Origin of the sequence: Kitasatospora sp. NPDC093558 (assembly GCF_040683475.1) — a bacterium.
In the GTDB taxonomy this organism is placed as follows: Bacteria; Actinomycetota; Actinomycetes; order Streptomycetales; family Streptomycetaceae; genus Kitasatospora.
In genome coordinates this window covers 1-1,663 of record NZ_JBFBDY010001039.1, presented here as the reverse complement: position 1 = coordinate 1,663, position 1,663 = coordinate 1, and the positions used below count along the sequence as shown (strand labels likewise).

The following is a 1,663-nucleotide window of genomic DNA, read 5'->3' as shown; positions in this document are numbered from 1 at the left end:
CGATCGAGCAGGACGGGATGGAGCCGGTCCGGTTCACGATGGAGGTGAACTACTTCGGCGTCGTCGAGGTCACCCGGGCCGCCATGCCGCACCTGCGCGCCAGCGGCGGACGGGTCGTCACCGTGACCAGCGTGGGCGGCGTCGTCGGCCAGCCGTTCAACGAGGCGTACTGCGCCTCGAAGTTCGCCGTCGAGGGCTTCATGGAGTCGCTCGCCCCGGCTGCCGCGTCCGTCGGCGTGCACGTCAGCGTCGTCGAACCGGGCGCGGTGGCCAGCGAGTTCGTCGGCAACCAGGCGCTCGACCTGCCCGCCCTGCTCGACGGGGCCGGCCCGTACGCCCCGGCCCTCGGCGCGTATGTCGACCGCACGCTCAAGGCCTTCGGGCAGGCGCAGACGCCCGAGGAGGCGGCCGCGCCGATCGTCGAGGCGCTGACCGCCGAGAAGCCCGCGTTCCGGATCCAGACCTCGGCGGCGGCGCGGGCGTTCGCCGGCACCAAGCTGGCGGACCTGGACGGCTCGGCGGTGCAGACGATGACGGGAGGCTGGGTCGCGGGCTGAGCCCCGCCGGACGCGGTGGTGCCGGCCTCCCGTCGCGTTTGCGGCGGGAGGGCGGCACGGTTCTGGCTGACAGGTCAGGCGGTGGCCAGCGTCAGGCCGTAGGTCTGCAGGATCGGGTTGACCGGCTGGAAGTACGTGGTGCCGCCGGAGGTGCAGTTGCCGGAGCCGCCGGAGGTGACGCCCTGCGCCTGGCTGCCGGAGATGAACGAGCCGCCGGAGTCGCCGGGTTCGGCGCACACGGTGGTGCGGGTCAGGCCGTAGACGGTGCCCTCGGCGTAGTTGACGGTGGCGTTGAACTGCCGCACGGTGCCGCAGTGCCAGCCGGTCGTGGAGCCGGAGCGGCAGACCGAGCCGCCGATCGCGGTCTCGGTGGAGCCCGAGACCGTCACGGCGCCGCCGGCGTAGTCGGAGACCTGCGGCTGGGCGGTCCAGCTCGAATCGGCCTGGACCCACGAGTAGTCGTTGCCCGGGAACGTGGAACCCTGGAAGGAGCCGATCGAACTGCCGTCGGCGGCAGTCGCGTTGGAGCCGGGCTGGCCGCAGTGGCCGGCACTGACGAAGCCCGGCTGGCCGTTCGAGGTGACCGGGAAGCCGATCGAGCAGCGGGCGGCGTTGTCGATGTAGTAGGCGTCGCCGCCGCGCAGGTCGGCCAGCGGACGCGGGGACTCGGAAGCGGTTTCGACCTGGACGAGGGAGCGGTCGACGCCGGCCTCATGGAGGAAGGTCTCGGTGCGGTCGGAGTCGGTGGACTGGACGACGACGGTGTTCGCCGTGACGTCGACGTACCAGAGCGGCGTGGCCTCGGGCGTGGTGCTGCTCACGGCGCGGTCGAGCGCGTCCTTCGCGCCGTCGAGGGCGGCGAGGCTGTGCTGGACGACGGTGGCGGTGCCACCATGGGCGGTGATCTCGCGGGCGGCGGAGGCGTCGGTGGTGGCGACGGTGAGGGTGGCGTCGGGCCCGCTGACCCAGGCGCCCGCCCAGCGCTCGCCGAGCACCTGACGCAGCGCCGACTGCACGGCGGTGGCCCGGCTCTCCTTGGCGAGCCGGTCGGTGGCGGCCTGCGGGGACAGGCCGAGGTCGCGCTGCATCGCGTGCAGCACGGCGGG

The 1,663-nt window shown here is 73.5% G+C and carries 2 protein-coding genes; one reads left to right on the top strand and one right to left on the bottom strand.

Annotated elements, in window-relative coordinates; genetic code table 11:
* Positions 1 to 557 (top strand): SDR family NAD(P)-dependent oxidoreductase (locus AB0O00_RS38240; protein ID WP_363659295.1); only part of this gene is annotated, 557 nt, incomplete at its 5' end.
* 74 nt (positions 558 to 631) lie between these two features.
* On the opposite strand, the gene AB0O00_RS38235 is transcribed toward AB0O00_RS38240, so the two are convergent.
* The coding region (locus AB0O00_RS38235; protein ID WP_363659294.1) for a S1 family peptidase at positions 632 to 1,663 on the bottom strand (1,032 nt) is incomplete at its 5' end.